At 36.4% G+C, this 17,384-nt stretch carries 18 protein-coding genes; 12 read left to right on the top strand and 6 right to left on the bottom strand.

Annotated elements, in window-relative coordinates:
• The first annotated feature begins 20 nt into the window (after positions 1-20).
• The gene (gene clpX / locus I6U50_RS04205; protein WP_198627364.1) at positions 21-1,253 is read left to right on the top strand and encodes an ATP-dependent Clp protease ATP-binding subunit ClpX; all 1,233 of its coding nucleotides are present in this window, start codon (positions 21-23) and stop codon (positions 1,251-1,253) included.
• Positions 1,254-1,342: 89 nt separating this feature from the next.
• Here clpX and I6U50_RS04200 read toward each other — a convergent pair whose 3' ends face one another.
• The 4 genes from I6U50_RS04200 to I6U50_RS04185 form a co-directional block, all read right to left on the bottom strand.
• A complete protein-coding gene (locus I6U50_RS04200; protein ID WP_198627365.1) occupies positions 1,343-1,921 on the bottom strand; it encodes a DUF1989 domain-containing protein in 579 nt (192 codons plus the stop codon).
• Entirely contained in the window at positions 1,912-2,529 is a 618-nt protein-coding gene (locus I6U50_RS04195) for an FMN-binding negative transcriptional regulator (RefSeq protein ID WP_198637969.1), read from the bottom strand. Before I6U50_RS04195 ends, I6U50_RS04200 begins: the two co-directional genes overlap by 10 nt.
• A 4-nt stretch (positions 2,530-2,533) precedes the next feature.
• Positions 2,534-3,229, bottom strand: a complete 696-nt coding sequence (gene gntA, locus I6U50_RS04190; RefSeq protein ID WP_193711340.1) for a guanitoxin biosynthesis heme-dependent pre-guanitoxin N-hydroxylase GntA — start codon at positions 3,227-3,229, stop codon at positions 2,534-2,536.
• A gap of 232 nt (positions 3,230-3,461) precedes the next feature.
• On the bottom strand, positions 3,462-3,983 hold the full coding sequence (locus I6U50_RS04185) for a DUF421 domain-containing protein (protein WP_198627367.1): 522 nt from the start codon (positions 3,981-3,983) through the stop codon (positions 3,462-3,464).
• A 177-nt stretch (positions 3,984-4,160) separates the two neighbouring features.
• Between I6U50_RS04185 and I6U50_RS04180 the strand changes: the two genes are divergently transcribed.
• Complete coding sequence (locus I6U50_RS04180) at positions 4,161-4,850, top strand: glycerophosphodiester phosphodiesterase (protein WP_198637968.1); 690 nt, start codon at positions 4,161-4,163, stop codon at positions 4,848-4,850.
• Positions 4,851-4,893: 43 nt separating this feature from the next.
• Positions 4,894-6,114, top strand: coding sequence for a BaiN/RdsA family NAD(P)/FAD-dependent oxidoreductase (locus tag I6U50_RS04175; RefSeq protein WP_198637967.1), 1,221 nt, complete (start codon positions 4,894-4,896; stop codon positions 6,112-6,114).
• On the opposite strand, the gene I6U50_RS04170 is transcribed toward I6U50_RS04175, so the two are convergent.
• Positions 6,111-6,587: a TspO/MBR family protein gene (locus I6U50_RS04170; protein ID WP_198637966.1), complete on the bottom strand. Its 477-nt coding sequence runs from the start codon at positions 6,585-6,587 to the stop codon at positions 6,111-6,113. The two genes, I6U50_RS04175 and I6U50_RS04170, sit on opposite strands and share 4 nt — an antisense overlap.
• Positions 6,588-6,755: 168 nt before the next feature.
• On the opposite strand from I6U50_RS04170, the gene I6U50_RS04165 reads away from it, so the two are divergent.
• The 9 genes from I6U50_RS04165 to I6U50_RS04125 all read left to right on the top strand — a co-directional run bounded on the left by I6U50_RS04165 (position 6,756) and on the right by I6U50_RS04125 (position 16,014).
• A complete protein-coding gene (locus I6U50_RS04165) occupies positions 6,756-7,859 on the top strand; it encodes a diphosphomevalonate/mevalonate 3,5-bisphosphate decarboxylase family protein (RefSeq protein WP_198637965.1) in 1,104 nt (367 codons plus the stop codon).
• A 130-nt stretch (positions 7,860-7,989) separates the two neighbouring features.
• The gene (locus I6U50_RS04160) at positions 7,990-8,928 is read left to right on the top strand and encodes a mevalonate kinase family protein (protein ID WP_198637964.1); all 939 of its coding nucleotides are present in this window, start codon (positions 7,990-7,992) and stop codon (positions 8,926-8,928) included.
• Positions 8,929-8,939: 11 nt separating this feature from the next.
• Positions 8,940-9,845, top strand: coding sequence for a geranylgeranylglycerol-phosphate geranylgeranyltransferase (locus tag I6U50_RS04155; RefSeq protein ID WP_198637963.1), 906 nt, complete (start codon positions 8,940-8,942; stop codon positions 9,843-9,845).
• Positions 9,846-9,870: 25 nt separating this feature from the next.
• Positions 9,871-10,347: a nucleoside deaminase gene (locus tag I6U50_RS04150; protein WP_198637962.1), complete on the top strand. Its 477-nt coding sequence runs from the start codon at positions 9,871-9,873 to the stop codon at positions 10,345-10,347.
• Positions 10,348-10,438: 91 nt separating this feature from the next.
• Positions 10,439-11,281 carry a pseudouridine synthase gene (locus I6U50_RS04145; protein ID WP_198637961.1) on the top strand — a complete coding sequence of 281 codons (843 nt, stop codon included), beginning with the start codon at positions 10,439-10,441 and terminating at the stop codon, positions 11,279-11,281.
• 325 nt (positions 11,282-11,606) lie between these two features.
• Positions 11,607-13,010, top strand: a complete 1,404-nt coding sequence (locus I6U50_RS04140) for an arginine decarboxylase (protein WP_193711330.1) — start codon at positions 11,607-11,609, stop codon at positions 13,008-13,010.
• A 107-nt stretch (positions 13,011-13,117) separates the two neighbouring features.
• Positions 13,118-13,993: an agmatinase gene (gene speB, locus I6U50_RS04135; protein WP_198627375.1), complete on the top strand. Its 876-nt coding sequence runs from the start codon at positions 13,118-13,120 to the stop codon at positions 13,991-13,993.
• Entirely contained in the window at positions 13,986-14,957 is a 972-nt protein-coding gene (locus tag I6U50_RS04130) for a deoxyhypusine synthase family protein (protein ID WP_193711328.1), read from the top strand. Before speB ends, I6U50_RS04130 begins: the two co-directional genes overlap by 8 nt.
• Positions 14,958-15,387: 430 nt before the next feature.
• Positions 15,388-16,014 carry a lipid-A-disaccharide synthase N-terminal domain-containing protein gene (locus tag I6U50_RS04125; protein ID WP_193711327.1) on the top strand — a complete coding sequence of 209 codons (627 nt, stop codon included), beginning with the start codon at positions 15,388-15,390 and terminating at the stop codon, positions 16,012-16,014.
• Here I6U50_RS04125 and I6U50_RS04120 read toward each other — a convergent pair.
• Positions 15,985-17,370 (bottom strand): glycosyltransferase 87 family protein, encoded by a 1,386-nt coding sequence (locus I6U50_RS04120; RefSeq protein WP_198637960.1) that lies wholly within the window; start codon positions 17,368-17,370, stop codon positions 15,985-15,987. The genes I6U50_RS04125 and I6U50_RS04120 overlap by 30 nt on opposite strands.
• Between the last annotated feature and the right edge of the window lie 14 nt (positions 17,371-17,384).

The raw sequence follows: 17,384 nt of genomic DNA, 5'->3' as shown, positions 1-17,384 counted from the left end.
GAAAATTGAAATTTGAAGAAATGGCGAAAGAAGAATTAGAATGCTCGTTTTGCGGTAGAAAAAAACCTGAAACCAATTTGCTTATAGCAGGCCTTGATGCCCATATATGTGATAAATGTATAGAGCAGGCACATGGTATTGTTTTGGAAGAACTCAAGCAAGGGGAAGCTAAAGAGTTGTCCTCAGATTTAATGTTGAGCAAACCAAAGGTGATCAAAGAGTTTTTAGACCAATACGTAATTGGGCAGGAAACAACCAAGAAAGTAATGTCTGTAGCGGTTTATAACCATTACAAAAGGCTTTTGCAACCCGCCACAGGTGATGATGTTGAAATTCAAAAATCCAATATCGTAATGGTTGGGGAAACCGGAACAGGAAAAACCCTAATTGCTAAAACCATAGCGAAAATGCTTAATGTTCCCCTGGCTATTGTAGATGCTACGGTGCTAACCGAAGCAGGTTATGTTGGGGAAGATGTAGAAGGAATTTTAACAAGATTGCTTCAGGCAGCCGATTATAATGTTGAAAAAGCGCAACGTGGAATCGTTTTTATAGATGAAATAGATAAAATTGCGCGTAAAAGTGACAACCCGTCTATTACAAGGGATGTCTCGGGTGAAGGGGTGCAGCAAGCCTTGCTGAAATTACTGGAAGGAACCACTGTTAACGTACCGCCGAAAGGAGGACGTAAGCACCCAGATCAGAAGTTTGTTGAGGTAAATACCGAAAATATCCTGTTTATCGCAGGAGGGGCTTTCGATGGTATTGAGCGTAATATTAGTAAGCGTTTAAATATGCAGGCGGTTGGTTTTAGTGCTTCAAAAAGTGAAGACAGTATAGAAAGAACCAATCTGCTTAAGTATATCATTCCAAAAGACCTAAAAGATTTCGGACTTATCCCTGAAATAATTGGAAGGTTGCCGGCACTTACTTATATGAACCCGTTAGATGAAACTACGCTTCGTTCTATTTTAACCGAGCCTAAAAACGCTATTATCAAGCAGTATAAGAAGTTGTTTGAAATGGACGATATCGAGTTTGAAATAACTGACGATGCTTTAGATTATATCGTTGAAAAAGCGGTTGAATATAAGCTGGGGGCAAGAGGACTAAGGTCTTTGTGTGAGGCAATTCTTACCGATGCCATGTTTGAAATGCCCGAAAGTGGAAAGAGTAAGCTTAAGGTGTCTCGGGATTATGCTGAAGAAAAATTAAATAAATCTACTATAAATAAGCTTAAAGCCGTTTCATAAAAAACCTTTAAGTGTAACTTGATTAAAAGCTGTCTGAAAAAAGATTATAAGAACTCTTTTTTCAGACAGCTTTTTTTTGGGGGAAATAATTAATCTAAAATTTCGTAGTGAATAGGTTTAAAACTACCATTATTGCTATCTTCTGCCGAGCAAGCGGTTAAGCCTACAATGAGATCTATTTTAGCTTCAAATAGTACATAGTCGCCGGCTTTACTTAATGGGGGTTCAACGCTAATTTTGCCATTTTTATCAAATTGTACGTTCATAAAAATATTAAAGGCTGTGGGAATATCATCTGGCTCAATTTCAAATTTTTCCAGGCTGGTATAGAGATTTTCAAAACAGCTTGGATGGTAAGCATCATAATTATACATAACTTTAAAAGTTTCAGGACTGCAGGGGGCCAGTAAAAAATCGTTTCTTCCGTTGGTGTCTTCCAGGATTTCTGCCATTTTATTACTACGATTGCTCCAAAGAAAGTTTCCGGAGCTTATTAAAATAGATTCTTCGAAATCCAGTGTCTTTCCCGATGATAGTTTTTCTCTTTGGTCTTTGGCATTAAATAAAACCATATCGCTAACCTGTTCGCCATGGGCATCTATTACCTTTAATTTCTGTCCTTTTTTTAATTTAAATGCGGCTCCAGATTGTTTTTTAATTATTTGCATGTATGCTCTTTTTTAATGTTTTCGCTTAGTGCGGAATTTAAAATAGTATGTTGTTTTTCCAAATGTGTAGTTATCGAATCAATATCTTCTTTATCATAGCCCTGGTGTAGTTTTGCAATTCCCTTTATATCTTTTACCTCACACCAAAAACCGGTAATTAAACCTAAATGATCATCAATCATTTTTCTTGGAATATCTTGATAATACAACGGATTTTCCTGTGGCTCTTCAAACCTTGTAACCAGGGCTTCTAAAGATTCTTCCAGCTCCTCCCGCGATTGAATCTTTAGCTTAACATTTACGTGTACAGCCGAATAATCCCAGGTGCTAATATCTTTTTCTTTATACCAGGAAGACGATACATAAGCGTGCGGCCCCTGGAATATTAATAAGGCTTCCTTATCATCTTTTAAATACTTACTTTGTTCGTTATGCTTTGCTATATGTGAGTAGAGTACAAAGTTAGTGGCATTTCCTTTTGTTAGCACCGGGATATGGGTAGCTAAAAGTTTTTCGCCATTAAGAATAAAAGTTGCAAACGGATGCTGTTGTATAAATTTAAAGAGGAAATCGGGGTTGTCTTTTTTGTATTTTTTTGGCTGATACATAAAATTATCTTTTACTATGAAAAGGGCATTTCCATGCTTCTCCAACTTTACGACCGCTATACTGTCTGGCCTCGCTACTTTCACCAAAATCCTTCAACATAGGGTTTATATTACCTTGTAGAGCGGAATCTCGTTCCCTAATTTTATCACGAACAGTATTAAATGCCCCCATTTCCCTTAATTTTTCGAATTGCCAGTGTAGATTAAAAGCTATGGCCGGAAAAGGGCTTTGTCTTGCCTTACGACTGCTATTAGGATGCATGCCTACTATATAGAAGGCTTTGCCTGCAATACTAAAACTAAAGTCTTTGTCTTTGGGATTATCGCTTACCCCGGGATCCCATTCCTGGTTGTCTACTTCATGTATAAATTCCAGTTGTTTCCAGAGTGCAGTTTCAAATTGGGTTTCAGATAATGAATCCTTTTCTTTAAAAACTGCCATAAATGTATAGAATTCATTCGATTCAAAATCATAACTTTCTATATACTGCTGTAAATCTTTGTATATTTTTTTTGCGGTTTTCCTGCTGGGAAATTCCTCGTAGGTGTGAAGAACTAAATGTTCTTGTTTTACAACGCTTTGAGCCATCACGCAGGGATGGTCTTTAGTTACTACAAAATCCTCAAAAGCTAATTCTACTGCCTCATTGGTAGTGGCTTTCCACTTTTTTACTATAGGTTTTACTCCGGGTGAAATCATAATATCGAATGGTTTTATATAAAACTACCACCTCTAAGCTGTTGCTCCATAAGGTTTAAGAATATATTAATTCAATATTTGATAAGATTAACAGGCTTTGCAGATTTTACTTGATAATAGAAATTTAACCCTATAGCTATTTGGCTTCTTAAGCTTGCCTCGAAATTAAAAAGTCGTTTCCAACGAATGACTTGTGAGCTTCCTTTGAAGCATTTTACTGTTTTAAAACCCTTTATCTCCTTACATCTTTTGTTAACCAATCTTCCAACTCCTGGTCTTCTTTAGAAGTATGTAGTACCGAAATATCTCCCGTGGTCTCAAAAATTACCGCACGAACCTGTGAAAGGTCTAAAACATTTGCTTCTCTTAATTTAGAACGTAAATCCCCTTCGGTTACTCTGGCCTTTTTTAGGTTCTCATATAAAATAGTTTGCTTGTCCATAAGTAGTAAGGGTGAATTGTCTATGATTTTTTGAACGAAGTGCCAACGTCTTAAAAATGCCGCAGAAATTTGTAGAATATATACTGCCGCAAGACCAATAATACCTTGCAATAAACTGACAGATTTAGATAAAATGGTTGAAGCTATAATAGAACCTACCGCAACTGTCATTGCAAAATCAAAACTTGACATTTTAGAAAAACTACGCTTGCCGGCTATTCTTGTAAATAAAATAATTGCGAGGTAAATACCTATTGCCGTTAGAGTAATTGCTATTAAAGATGTCCGGGATGCTTCAAACCACTTTTCCATAATTGTATTTTTACAGGCCTATAATTAGATGTTTCAGTTTTTTTGGAGATTATCTTAAAAGTAAAGGACTTCTGGCTAAATAAAATGTTAAGAACTCATAAGAATTTATAAAGCCTCGGTAAATGGTCAGTTACTATTTAGGAGCTTTCATTGGTCTTAATTGAATACCTTTGCAAAATGAACTTATTAAAAATTGGTCATCGTGGTGCCAAGGGGCATTTGGCAGAAAATACCCTGGCAAGCATACAAAAAGCATTGTCTTTTGGAGTTGATGCCATAGAAGTAGATGTGCACAGGTGTAAAACCGGTGAATTGGTGGTAATTCATGATTTTACCCTGGATCGTACCACAAACGGAAGTGGAGAAGTCGCTAAAAAGGCTTTAACCGAACTCAAAACTTTAAAGGTAGAAGAGCAATTCGAGATACCCTTGCTCACCGAAGTCCTGGACTTTATTAAAGGGAAGTGTAGTATAAATATTGAGTTAAAAGGTCTCAATACTGCTACAGCGACTGCAGAAATTATTAAAAACAAGATAGCTTCAGGAGATTGGAGTTATAAAGATTTTATCGTTTCCAGTTTTCAGAAAAACGAATTGTTTCAAATGCGAAAACTAGATGAAAATGTTGCACTGGGAGTTTTGAGTAAGGCAAGTGTTACCGAGGCAATAGAACTTGGAAAACTGCTTAATGCCTTTGCAATCCATCCTTCTTTGGGCATTATAACAAGAGATAATGTAAAAGCCTCACATAAAGCCGGCTTCAGTGTGAATGTATGGACGGTTAACGAACCAGAAGATATTCAGCGAATGCGAGAATTTGGCGTAGACGGAATTATTTCTGACTTTCCCGATAGGCTTTTTGAGTAAAAAGCAAGTGAAATATTTAATTTAAAGCCTTGAATCAGAAAAAATGCAGCATTTTGACATTATAATTATAGGTGGTGGGGCAGCAGGCTTTTTTACAGCTATAAACGCAGCCGAAAATAATCCCGGACTTAAAATTGCCATTCTTGAACGTGGTAAAGAAGTGCTTACCAAAGTGAAAATTTCGGGAGGGGGCAGGTGTAATGTAACCCACGCCGAGTTTGTTCCTAAAGAACTTAGCCTTAACTATCCGCGAGGTGAAAAAGAATTATTGGGGCCATTTCACGGATTTATGACCGGGGATACTATGGAGTGGTTTCAGAAAAGGGGAATTGAACTAAAGATTGAAGAAGATGGTCGTATTTTTCCGGTTTCCGACGATTCGCAAAGTATTATCAATTGTTTTTTACGGGAAACCGAAAGCCTGAAAATTCAGGTGTTTAAAAGTCATGTGGTTCAAAATTTTCAAAAGAAAGAAAGCCTCTGGGATATCAAAACGAGTAAAGGCGATTTTTCGGCAGAAAAAATTATGCTTGCTACCGGAAGCAATCCTAAAATGTGGAATCTTTTAAAGAAACTGGGTCATGAAATTATAGAACCTGTTCCTTCTCTTTTTACTTTTAATATTCAAGATGAACGCATTAAGGATTTACCCGGAATAGCAACTGAAGCGGAGGTTAAAATAAAATCTAAAAAAATAAATTTAGAGAGCAAAGGGCCACTTTTAATTACTCATTGGGGAATGAGCGGCCCGGGTATTTTAAAACTTTCAGCCTGGGGCGCCAGGGATTTGGAGAAACTAAACTATCAATTTGAGATTCTGGTAAATTGGTTGCCGGGGTTCAATTTAGAAGAAGTTTTGACAGCGTTAAAAGATTTTAAATCAAGCCTGGCCAAACAACAGGTGGTGAAAAATGCAAAATTCGATTTACCTAAGCGCCTTTGGAAAAATTTGGTACTAGCTTCTAAAATAGAAGAAGGAACCACCTGGGCCGATTTGAATAAACATCAACTTCAAAATTTAAGCAATCAGCTTGCCCATGCAGTTTTTAAAGTAAATGGAAAAAGCACCTTTAAGGAAGAATTTGTTACTGCCGGCGGTGTTAATCTAAAAGAAGTCGATTTTAAAACTTTTGAGAGTAAACTTCATAAAAACCTGTTTTTAGCCGGAGAAGTTTTAAACATAGATGCCATAACCGGTGGCTTTAACTTTCAGAATGCCTGGACAGGAGGTTTTCTTGCGGCAAAAGCAATGAGCAAAGACTAGTTAAGTCGCCAAATCTCAAAATTTAAGGCCATGGCAAATAGTACCCAAATGGCATAAGGAATCATTAGATATGCTGCGGTGTTGCTTACCACTTTAAACCATTTTATAGTGAGAATTATAAGTATAAAAAGCAAAATAATACTTACTAGTGCTAAAAAAGGTTTTTGTAGTCCAAAGAAAAGAAGAGACCAGGAGCCATTTATTAATAATTGAAACCCAAAATGATATAAAGCGGTTTTTACCCATTTGTGATAAAATCCTTTGCTCCATACAATACCGGCGGCAATCCCCATTAATACATACATAATTAACCAAATTACGCCAAAAAACACATCTGGAGGTTTAAACCAGGGTTTGTTTAAACTTGGGTACCAGATTTCATGACCCACTTGTGTGGCAATTGCTCCCATAAAGCCAAAAAGCAAACAAATGCCAATAGCCATAGAACTTCGTAAAAAGAGTTTTTGGGTCATTTTTAAAAATCTAATATCGGGTGCCGCCTCTACTAAAATAAAAATTTATTTGGACAGGGAAAGAAATTTCCCAAAACATAAAACATATCTTTGCGGTTTAATGAAGACTTAAATTTTTAATCGATGCTTTGAAGCTTAGGCAAGAAGTATTTTTATTAAAATGTTGCTATGCGCGAACAGGATTTTATTCCAAAGCAATTTTCAAATACATTGGAAAATGGGGAGGTAACCTGGAGTTCCCCCAGTAATATTGCCCTGGTTAAATATTGGGGGAAAAAGGAGAACCAGATTCCGGCTAATCCTTCGGTGAGTTTTACCTTACAGAATTGTAAAACTACTACCCGAATGAAGTTTCAGAAGAAAGCAGCACCGTCTGCAACTTTTGATTTTGAACTTTATTTTGAAGGGGAAAAGAAGGAAGATTTTAAACCCAAAATTCAACAGTTTTTTGAGCGTATAGCGCAGTATGCACCGTTTTTAAAAGATTACAGGTTTACTATTTATACTGAAAACTCATTTCCGCACAGCAGTGGAATAGCCTCATCGGCAAGCGGAATGAGTGCCCTGGCTTTATGTGTGATGAGCCTGGAAAAAGAATTGAACCCTGAGATTTCAACCGTGACCGGGATTACCAATGAAGCATTTTTCTATAAAAAAGCTTCATTCTTGGCGCGCTTAGGTTCGGGAAGTGCCTGCCGAAGTCTGGAAGGAGAATTAATTGAATGGGGCGAGCATAAGAATATTCCCGCAAGCAGTGACCTCTTCGGAATTAAATACCCATTTGAAATTGCTGAGGTTTTTAAAAGTTTTCAGGATACAATTTTATTGGTAGATAAAGGCCAGAAACAGGTTAGTAGCAGTGTGGGCCATAATTTAATGCACGGCCATCCATTTGCCGACAGCCGTTTTGCCCAGGCACATGAAAACTTAGATAAGCTAAAAACCGTTTTTGCATCTGGAAACTTAGAAGAATTTATTGCCATTGTAGAAAGCGAAGCCCTCACATTACATGCTATGATGATGAGTAGTCATCCATACTTTATATTGATGAAACCCAACACTCTGGAGATTATTAATAAGGTGTGGGAATTTAGGAAAGCTACTAAAATCCCGGTATGTTTTACTCTGGATGCCGGTGCCAATGTACATCTACTTTATCCTGAAAACAGTAAGGAAAAAGTTTTAGAATTCATTAAGAATGAGCTTGTTGTCTATTGTGAAAAAGGGCAGTATATTTGTGACCAGGTTGGAAAGGGAGCAGAAAAGTTGTAAATTTACTCGATTAACGTGATTTAAATGTTGAGGGATTTACCCCAAGATTTAATTAAAAAGGCAAATGCCTCGTTTGATTATTGCTGGTTTTTACTCTTTTTTGACCTAAAAAAAGAATATCTTATTGCTTATGAAAGGACCTCTATTTTATTCAAAAATCTTACTATTTGGAGAATATGGAATTATTAAAGATTCCAAAGGTTTATCCATTCCTTATAATTTTTATAATGGCGCTTTAAAAGTAGATGAAGATCCTTCTGAAGCTGCAATAGCCTCCAACCAAAGTTTAAAGCGGTTTGCCGATTACTTAGGAGAACTTCAGGCAAATAATCCTGAATTGGTGCAATTTGATTTTGAGAAGCTTAAAAGTGATATTGAAAAGGGTATGTATTTCGATTCTACCATTCCGCAGGGATATGGAGTTGGGAGTAGTGGTGCCCTGGTAGCAGCTATTTATGATAAATATGCCACCGGAAAAATCACGGTTTTAGAAAATCTTACCCGAGATAAACTATTAAAACTCAAAAAGATTTTCGGGGAAATGGAATCTTTCTTTCACGGAAAGTCTTCTGGCTTAGACCCTTTAAATAGTTATTTAAGCATTCCAATTTTAATCAATTCTAAAGATAATATTGAGCCTGCAGGTATACCTTCCCAAACCGAAAACGGATTGGGCGCAGTATTTTTATTAGATAGTGGTAGCACCGGGGAAACGGGCCCAATGGTTAATATCTTTATGGAAAACATGAAACAGGAGGGCTTTAGGCAAATGCTTAAGGAACAATTTGTAAAGCATACAGATGCCTGCGTAGACGATTTCCTAAAAGGCGATGTAAAATCGCTTTTTCATAATGTAAAGCATCTTTCTCATGTGGTATTAGATAATTTTAAACCCATGATTCCGGCTCAATTCCATAAGCTTTGGAAACACGGTATAGACACGAACGATTACTATCTTAAACTCTGCGGTTCTGGCGGGGGTGGTTATATTTTAGGTTTTACAGAAGATATTGAAAAGGCCAGGAAATCCCTTAAAGATTACAAATTAGAAGTGGTGTACAACTTCTAAATAAAACCTTCATGGCGTCTACCTCTAACAAGCGCTTATTGCTGAAAATGCTTAGTTTGTTTTCGGTGGTTCGCGGTTATAATATCTTGGTGCTTATCTTAGCCCAATACCTTACGTCGGCTTTTATTTTAGCACCCGAACTTGCCTTAAGAGAAGTTTTTTTTGACGATAATTTATTCTTTCTTATTCTTTCTTCTGCTACCGTAATAGCTTCTGGATATATTATCAATAATTTTTACGATAGTGAAAAAGATTTGATCAATAGGCCAAAAAAAACAATGCTTGATAGGTTTGTGAGCCAGCGCACTAAACTTTCGGTTTATTTTATCCTTAATTTACTGGCAATCTTTTTTGCCAGCTATGTTTCCTTTAAGGCGGTGGTCTTCTTTTCGGTCTATATTTTCGCTATCTGGCTGTACTCGCATCGTTTAAAACGTATTTTATTCTTGGGGAATTTGGTAGCTTCAATTTTAACCATTACCCCATTTTTTGTGATTTTTATTTACTATAAAAATTTTCAAACGGTAATTTTTATTCATGCAACCTTTCTTTATTTAATGATTGTAATGCGGGAGCTGGTGAAAGATTTGGAGAATATGCAGGGAGACCTGGTTCAAAATTATCATACTATACCCATAGTTTATGGGGAAAAGCTAAGTAAATTTTTTCTTACCATCTTAAGTATTTTAGCGGTGATTCCAACAATGCTGTTAATTACCCGTTTTGATACCGGTTATATGGAGTATTACTTTTATACCTCCCTTATTTTACTGATTTTCTTCGTACTTTTTTTATATTTCAGTAAGGTGAAGTGGCAATTTTTACTGCTTCATAATATTTTAAAATTTATTATTGTAGCGGGGGTTTTTAGTATTTTACTTATTGATATTGATGAGGTGCTTAATCGTGTTTTTTAAAGGAAATTAAATTCAGAAATTATTTATGGAAAAAGATCATAGCTATTTTTTAAAAAGAGCTATTCAATTAGCTGAAGAAGGAATGGATAAAGGTTCGGGAGGCCCGTTTGGTGCGGTAATCGTTAAACACGGAGAAATAATTGCCGAATCAAGCAATAGAGTAACCTCTACCAACGATCCTACAGCACATGCCGAGGTGGCTGCCATTAGACAAGCTTGTGAAAAACTGGAAAATTTTCAATTAGAAGATTGCATACTTTATACTTCTTGTGAGCCCTGTCCCATGTGCTTGGGTGCTATTTATTGGGCTCGACCTAATAAAGTTTACTACGCCTTAAGCCGCGAAGATGCCGCTAAGATTGGATTTGACGATCAGTTTGTATACGATGAAATTGCACTTAAAATGGATCAGCGCAAGATTCCTTTTATAAATATGATGCGGGAAGAAGGCCTGCCGGTTTTTCAAAAATGGGAAGCAAAAGGCGATAAAATTGATTATTAAGGCTTTTTTTAAGCCTAAATCATTATAAAACTTTTAATTAAATAGAATGCCACTCTATATCAATAGAGTACCTTTGCAAAAAATTAGCGATATGAGTAGAGATAACAAATCTAGAGCCGGGAAGTTTAGCGGAAGACAGGGTGGTGGCAAGAGCAAAAAGTCTATGGCCCGCGGCAATGCACCTATAAAAAAGAGCCAATCTGCTCCCAGCCCCGCTTCTAAGTCTGATGGGATTCGTTTAAATAAATATATAGCGAATGCAGGAATATGCTCTCGCCGTGATGCCGATATCTTTATTTCTGCCGGAAATGTGACCGTTAATGGAAATGTAGTAACCGAAATGGGCTATAAAGTAGCACCTACCGATGATGTGAAGTTTGACGGAAGAAGCGTAAACCCGGAGAAAGCTGAATATTTTGTTTTAAACAAACCAAAGGGAATCTATGTGACCGGAAGTACCGAAAAAGGTGGTAAAACGGTTATGGATATTATGGCAAAAGCTACCAGGGCAAAACTGGATCCTATAGGAAAATTAGATACCCAGGCGATGGGACTTTTAGTATTTACCAACGATGGGACTTTAGCTAAAAAACTGGGAAAACCCAAAAACGGAATAAGACAAATATACCATGTAAGCTTAACTAAACCGCTTTCATTCGAGCATTTAGATAAGGTGAGAAAGGGTATTTTTCTTGAAGATGGGAAAGTGAACATACAGGATATAAGTTTTATTGCCGACAGGCCGAAGAATGAAATTGGAATTGAAACCAAAAGCACTAAAAACCACGTAATTCAACGTATGTTTAAAAGCATGGGTTTTGAAGTTGAAAAGCTGGATAGGGTTGTCTTTGGCGGACTTACAAAAAAGGATTTACCAAGAGGTCGCTTTAGAAGGCTTACAGATCAGGAAGTTATAAATTTAGGGATGCATTAAAAAAAGTGATTCCGTATTAAGTTTTTTAATATTTTTGAACCGGATTAGGACATTCCTTTTCCGGTTTTTTTATTGGCACCGCCAAAGGGTATAATACCCCGAGGTAGTTTACTTACAACTTATCATGCATATTTGCAATTATGGGGCATTTAGTATCTTAACATCAAACGAGGCTTTTGGTAGTCCAAAATCTTATGTTTAGCCTCTTTGTTCGCGCTATAATTCAGGCGTATATCATTTTTCTTAACATTAATTTACCAGCTATTTTTTTTGATGAGAAAAATTAATGCCTAATTTTTAACTTTAAAATATATAAACTTATCAATTGAATACAAAATACAGAGATTTAATAGAGCAAACCTATTATTTTCCGCAGGAAGAATTTAGCTTGGAAGGAACCGAGTTAAAGTTTCACGACATAGATTTAATGGAACTCATTAAAACCTATGGAACACCATTAAAATTCACTTACTTACCTAAAATTTCCCAAAATATACGTAGGGCTAAGAAGTGGTTTGCAGATGCAATGGAAAAACATGATTATAAAGGAAAGTATAATTATTGCTATTGTACAAAAAGTTCCCATTTTCAGCATGTTTTAAATGAAGCCTTAAAAAACGATATCCATATAGAAACCTCTTCAGCTTTCGATATTAATATCGTGGAAGAATTAAAAGCTACAGGGAAAATAACCAACGATACCTATGTGCTTTGCAATGGTTTTAAACGCGATCAATACATAGAAAATATTGCCCGTTTACTTAATAATGGCCATAGAAACTGTATTCCTATAATAGATAATTACGAAGAGATTGATTTGCTCACTGAACGAATAGACGGTAAATTTCCTATTGGAATACGGATCGCTTCAGAAGAAGAGCCAAAATTTGAATTTTATACCTCAAGGCTGGGAATTGGTTACAAGAATATTGTTCCGTTTTTCAATAGAAAGATAAAAGAGAATGAACAGGTAGCATTAAAAATGCTGCATTTCTTTATCAATACCGGTATTAGGGACACCGCATATTACTGGAATGAACTGCAAAAGTGTTTACGGGTATATGTAAACTTAAAGAAAGTGTGCCCAGAACTGGATAGTTTAAATATTGGAGGTGGATTTCCGGTAAAGAACTCACTTCATTTTGAGTACGATTATGCTTATATGGTAGATGAGATTATCAATCAAATCAAATTATATTGCGAAGAAGCCGAAGTTGAGGTGCCCAATATTTTTACCGAATTCGGTAGTTTTACTGTGGGAGAAAGCGGCGGGGCCATTTATGAGATTTTATACCAAAAGCAGCAAAACGACCGCGAGAAATGGAACATGATCAATTCTTCTTTTATCACCACTTTACCAGATACCTGGGCGATAAGTAAGAAATTTGTGATGTTACCCGTAAACCGTTGGAACGATGAATATGAGCGGGTATTACTGGGAGGACTAACCTGCGATAGCGACGATTATTATAACTCAGAGCAAAACGTAAATGCTATTTATCTTCCTAAGTTTAAGAAAGATAAACCTTTATATATTGGCTTTTTTAATACAGGCGCTTACCAGGAAACTATTGGTGGCCATGGCGGTTTGCATCATTGTTTAATCCCGCAGCCAAAACACCTGTTAATAGATAGAGACGAAGATGGCAATATTGGGACTACAGTGTTTAGTGAGCAGCAAGATGCCAATGATATGCTTAAAATATTAGGTTATAATGGCCATAAATAAACTAACCCGAAGCAAGCAGCTGAGTCCCGATAGTTGTAGGGGTGAATCTCTATTATCAAGTAAAAAATAGTAACTTTATATAACCAACAACCAATTACTTAATTACAATGAACAAAAAGAATTACGCCGGAATACCCGATAAATATTCGCGAATAGATGATGCGAAAGTGGTATTAATCCCGGTGCCTTATGATGGTACCAGTACCTGGCAAAAAGGATCTGATAAAGGGCCTGAAGCTTTTTTGGAGGCTTCAGAAAATATGGAACTTTACGATATAGAAACCCGTAGCGAAGTTTACAAAAAAGGGATTTATCTCGCGCCACCGGTTACAGAGAATTCTTCTCCAGAAAAAATGGTAGAGGCCGTGTATAAAACAACCAAAAACTACATTAAGCAGGAGAAATTTGTAACGCTTTTTGGAGGGGAACATTCTATTTCTATAGGCTCTATAAGAGCTTTTAATGAAAGTTTTGAAGATCTTACAGTGGTACAATTAGATGCGCATGCCGATTTAAGGCCAGAGTACGAAGGTTCTACTTGCAACCACGCCTGTGCACTTCATGAAGCCAGTAAGAAGAATAATTTGGTTCAGGTTGGAATTCGATCTATGGATGTTTCTGAAGTAGAACATATGGACGAAAATCAGGTGTATTTTGCACACGATCTATATGAAGATTGGCAGGAGGATGCTATTGGTCAAATGTCACCCAATGTGTTTATTACCATAGATTTAGATGCTTTTGATCCTTCTATCTTACCATCTACCGGTACTCCGGAACCCGGAGGGCTTTTCTGGTATGAGACCCTTGAGTTTCTAAAGATGATGTTCAAAAAGAAAAATGTAGTAGGTTTTGATATTGTGGAACTTTGTCCAAATAAAAACGAAAAATCATCAGATTTCCTTGCGGCTAAGTTGTATTACAAAATGCTGAGCTACAAATTTAAATATCAAAATTATAACGAAGAAGACGAAGATGAGTAAAGGAGCTATTTCTCAATTTATAGAAAAATATTATTTGCATTTTAATTCGGCTGCCCTCGTGGATGCGGCCAAAGATTATGAAAAACAACTTCAAGGCGGTTCTAAAATGCTGGTTTCCCTTGCCGGGGCTATGAGTACGGCAGAGCTCGGGAAAATCTTTGCAGAAATGATACGAAAAGATAAAGTACATATCATTTCCTGTACCGGAGCTAACCTGGAAGAAGATGTGATGAACCTGGTAGCACATTCGCACTATAAGCGTGTGCCAAATTACAGAGATCTAACCCCTAAAGAAGAATGGGACTTGATGGAGAGTGGCTTAAATAGGGTTACCGATACCTGTATTCCCGAAGAAGAAGCTTTTAGAAGAATTCAGCATCATATTGTAAAGATATGGAAAGATGCAGAGGCTAAAGGAGAACGCTATTTTCCTCATGAATTTTTATATAAATTACTGCTTTCGGGAGCTCTGGAAGAGCATTATGAGATAGATTTAAAAGATTCGTGGATGTATGCCGCCGCCGAAAAGAATTTACCAATAGTAGTTCCCGGATGGGAAGATAGTACCCTGGGAAATATTTTTGCTTCCTATGTGCTTAAAGGCGAGCTAAAAGCAAGTACCATGAAATCTGGGATTGAATATATGACTTTCCTTGCCGACTGGTATACCGATAATTCTAAGGAAGGAATAGGGTTTTTTCAAATTGGAGGCGGAATTGCCGGCGATTTCCCTATTTGTGTAGTGCCTATGCTTTATCAGGATTTAGAGCGTACCGATACACCTTTTTGGAGCTATTTCTGCCAAATATCAGATTCTACTACCAGCTACGGCTCTTATTCGGGCGCGGTGCCTAATGAGAAAATTACCTGGGGAAAATTAGATATAGATACTCCAAAACATATTATAGAAAGTGATGCAACCATTGTGGCACCTTTAATTTTTGCTTATTTGTTAGATATGTAACCATTAACGTCTTAAAGGTTTTCAGGGATGTCCTTCGGAATTTTATTATAATTGAGTGGTAAAGATTTCTATGTTTCTTAGCCTGTTTGGATAGATATTGATTTTTTGGCCTACCGAAAATTTATCGTAAAATTTGAAGTGAAGTTCCCGTAAAATTTTAGGCTGTTTGAGCCCGCCGGAATAGTTTTTAAAGGACTGGTTCTAAAGGCGAGTTCCTAAAATTTAGGGATTGAACGATGAATTTAGATAAAGTTTCGTAAGCCTGGATTTTTTTGGTTCGTTTTTTCATCAATGGAAAAAATGAACAAATTAAATAAATAGACTCTATCCCTAATTAACAAATAATTAGTAGGAATTAAAGCTGTTTGGTAATACAATTAATGTATTATTGAACAGCTTTTTTTATGCTCATTTTTATAGTAGAATATATATGGCTAGTAGTTGGTTTGTTTATGCAATAGGTTTTTTAGCGCAGCTTTTATTTTCTGCCAGATTGATTATGCAGTGGATTAAGTCTGAAAAAACCCAAAAGATTCAAACACCCAGTTTGTTCTGGAAATTGAGTTTGCAGGGCGCTGTACTACTGTTTATATACGGCTATTTACGCGACGATATGGCGATTATGTTGGGGCAATTTCTGGTTTATGGTGGTTACTTTAGAAACCTTCAGCTTCAGGGGGAATGGGGAAAGTCTGGTATTATGTTCAAGTTGTATGTGATTGCACTTCCGGTACTTATTGCACTGTATATTATTTTTCTTGGCCGGTTAGATTGGGCCGATTTGGTGAAAGGCGATAATATTTCTACCTGGATTATAATTTTGGGAATAGTGGGGCAACTTATTTACACAGCCCGGTTTATTTATCAATGGATTCACGCTGAAAAGAATCAGGAATCAGATTTACCCTGGAATTTCTGGGTGATTAGCCTTGTAGGCTCCAGCCTTATTTTTATCTATGGTCTTTTACGCTATGACCCTGTTTTGCTGGCTGCACACTTTTTTGGAGGCCTGGTATATATTCGAAATTTATTTATAATAAGGAAGTCTCGAAAGTAGCTTTGGTTTAAGAATTTCGAGCATAAAAACCGCAATTACTACAATATATTCTATCCCAATTAACCAGTAATTCTCCCGGAATCCAGCATCATTATAGGCCGAATAGCTTAATACGACCAAAAAAGACCAAATCAACGCAAATCTATACCTGGTGAAAACCGAAAGTAAAAGAGGGGTGGCAATATACCAGGGATGTACAGTAGTAGATAGAAAAAAATAGACTGAAACTGCCAGCAGCATGGTTTTTAGCAATTTTTCAGTTGAATTATTTCTTTGGAAAAATGCCAGCCCTAAAAGAATTAGTGTTACCACCAAAGGTAACATCTTACCCGCGGTGGCAATAATATTATAGCCTTTTAGTTGAAATCCAATCCATCTAATTATATAATAAATACTCGCATTAAATTCGAATTTCTGAAACCATAACGCGATACTGGCTGAAAAATTTGAGATAAATTCTGAAGAAATAAAAGGAAGAAAACTAAATTTAACAGTTAGTCCAACTACAAAATAATAACCCAGGAGTTTTTTGAAATTTAAAGCGTGAATACCTGAATTTTCTATCTTTTTACTTCTTATAAAATAATTTAATAGTAGGGGTAGGAACAACAATGGCAACAATTTCACTGAAACAGAGATTCCAAGGAATACTGCACTCCAAATCCATTTCTTGTGATGTAATAAATAGATAGCCCAGGTGAAAAAGAATAGCATTACAGCTTCAAAATGTAAGTTCCCGGTGAGTTCTATAATGATAAATGGGTTTAAGATAAACCAGAATATTTGGTAAGGGGGGAGATTTAATTTCAATAATAATTTCCTGCCTAAATATAGCGTACCCAAATCGGCTAAAACGATAAAGAACCGCATGGCAATTACAGATCCCAGAATACTTTTTCCTCCTAAAAAAGTCGAAATTGTAAATAGCAATTGATTTACCGGTGGGTAGCTGGTATAGTTTCCGGCACTTAGGCTACCCATTCCCTGTATTAGTTTTTGTTTTGTTAGGTTTAGCGAGGCCAAGAGTTCTTTCCAATTATCAGGAACCGATAAATAAGGGTTATTTCCTTCTAGAATTAGCTGGCCATCCCATATAAACCTATAAAAATCCTGAGATAAGTTTGGTGTGGCTGCAATAAAGACGAGTCGGAATATAATTGCAGCTCCGGCCAGCATCCAAAAATTAGTTTTTTCTAATTGAATAAGCTTAAAACTAATAAAAAACAAGCCGGTATAAAGTCCGACTAATTTTATAAAATCAGCGCGGTTTAAATCGTAAGCGAAAGACCCATAAAATGCAACCCCTGTTAAAATCAGGAGGATGGAAAATTTATGATGTTTAAGGAAATCTGTCATTTAACTTTTCTTAA

It is taken from the genome of Salegentibacter maritimus, assembly GCF_016236975.1.
In the GTDB taxonomy this organism is placed as follows: Bacteria; Bacteroidota; Bacteroidia; order Flavobacteriales; family Flavobacteriaceae; genus Salegentibacter; species Salegentibacter maritimus.
This window is presented reverse-complemented; position numbering and strand designations above follow the sequence as displayed.